Raw genomic sequence first — 1,749 nt, forward strand, 5'->3', positions numbered from 1 at the left:
AGGGGGACCTCCGCCCCGAGCCGCTGCCGTACGCGCGAGGCCACCTGGACCGCCAGCAGGGAGTGCCCGCCCAGGTCGAAGAAGTGGTCCCAGCGCCCCACCCGCTCCACCTTCAGCACCTCCGCCCAGATCTCCGCCAGCGCCTGCTCCACCTCCCCCAGCGGCGCCTCGTAGCCCCGCCGCGCGTACGCATCCCCCTCCGGCGCCGGCAGCGCCCTGCGGTCCACCTTCCCGTTGGGGGTGAGCGGCAGCGTATCCAGCCGCACGTAGGCGGCCGGTACCATGTACTCCGGCAGCCGCTCCAGCAGGTGCGCCCGCAGCCGGTCCACCCCCACCTCTTCCGCGCCCGCCCAGTACGCCACCAGGTCCTTCTGGCCGGGTGCGTCCTCGCGCACGACGACCGCAGCCTCCCGCACTGCCGGGTGCGCCTGCAGCACCCGCTCGACCTCTCCCGGCTCCACCCGGTAGCCGCGGAGCTTCACCTGGGCATCCACCCGGCCCAGGAAGTCCAGCTCGCCCGAGGCCAGCCACCGCGCGCGGTCACCCGTGCGGTACAGCCGCGCGCCCGCCTCGCCGGAGAACGGGTCCGGAACGAACCGCTCGGCCGTGAGGTCCGGACGGCCCAGGTAGCCCCGCACCACCCCCACCCCGCCCACGTGCAGCTCCCCGGCGGCCCCGATGGGGACGGGACCGCCGTCCGGGTCGAGCACGTACACCCGCAGGTTGGGGAACGGTCTCCCGATGGAGGGCCTCCCCCCACCCGGGAAGCACTCGCCCAGCGTCGCGCCGATGGTGGTCTCGGTAGGACCGTAGCCGTTGAAGAAGCGCCGCCCGGGCGCCCAGCGCTCCACCACCTCCGCCGTGCACGCGTCGCCGGTGGCGACCAGCGCGCGCAGCTCCGGGAGGCCCTCCGGCGAGAGCACGGCCAGCGTCGTGGGCTGCAGCGTGGCGAAGGTGACGTGGTGCTCGCGCACGAAGCGCAGCAGCTCCGGCCCGGGGAGCGCCGCGTCGCCGAGCGGCATGCAGAGCGTCCCCCCGTTGGCGAGCGCCGCGACGACGTCCCAGAAGGCGGCGTCGAAGCCGAAGGAGGCGATCTGCAGCACGCGCTCGCCCCCCTGCAGCCCGAAGAGGCGCCGCTGCATCTCGGCCACGTTGAGCAGGCCGCGGTGCGGTACCAGCACCCCCTTGGGCGTCCCCGTGGAACCGGAGGTGTAGATGACGTACGCCAGCTGCTCCGGGCTCAGCTGTCCCCGGGCCGGGTCGCGCTCCGGGTGGTGGGCCCACGCCGCGGCATCGCCCACCAGGTCCAGCACGGGTGCCGCGACCGGCCCGAACCGCTCCAGCAGGGACTCGTGCGTCAGCAGCACCGCGGGAGCGCTGTCGCGGAGCATGTACGCCAGCCGCTCCCGCGGATACTCCGGGTCCAGCGGCACGTACGCCCCGCCCGCCTTGAGCACCGCCAGTAGCCCCACGAGCATCTCCGCGCTGCGCTCCACCCCCAGCGCCACCCGCACGTCGGGCCCGACGCCCAGCTCCCGGAGGTAGTGCGCCAGGCGGTTCGCCCGCCGGTTCAGCTCCGCGTAGGTGAGCGTCTCGTCCCCGCAGACTAGCGCCGCCGCCTCCGGGGTGCGCTCCGCCTGCGCCTCGAACAGCTCGTGGATGCACCGCTCGGCCGGGTACGGCGCCTCCGTGGCGTTCCACGCCTCCACCACCTGCCGCCGCTCCGCCTCGGGCAGCATCTCCAGCCCG

Annotated in this window: 1 protein-coding gene; it reads right to left on the reverse strand. The window is 75.0% G+C overall.

The annotated features are described in order from the left end of the window. A partial coding sequence (locus VGR37_09335) for an amino acid adenylation domain-containing protein (protein ID HEV2147590.1) occupies window positions 1-1,749 on the reverse strand: 1,749 nt, incomplete at both ends.

Source organism: Longimicrobiaceae bacterium (genome assembly GCA_035936415.1).
Lineage (GTDB): Bacteria > Gemmatimonadota > Gemmatimonadetes > Longimicrobiales > Longimicrobiaceae > JAFAYN01.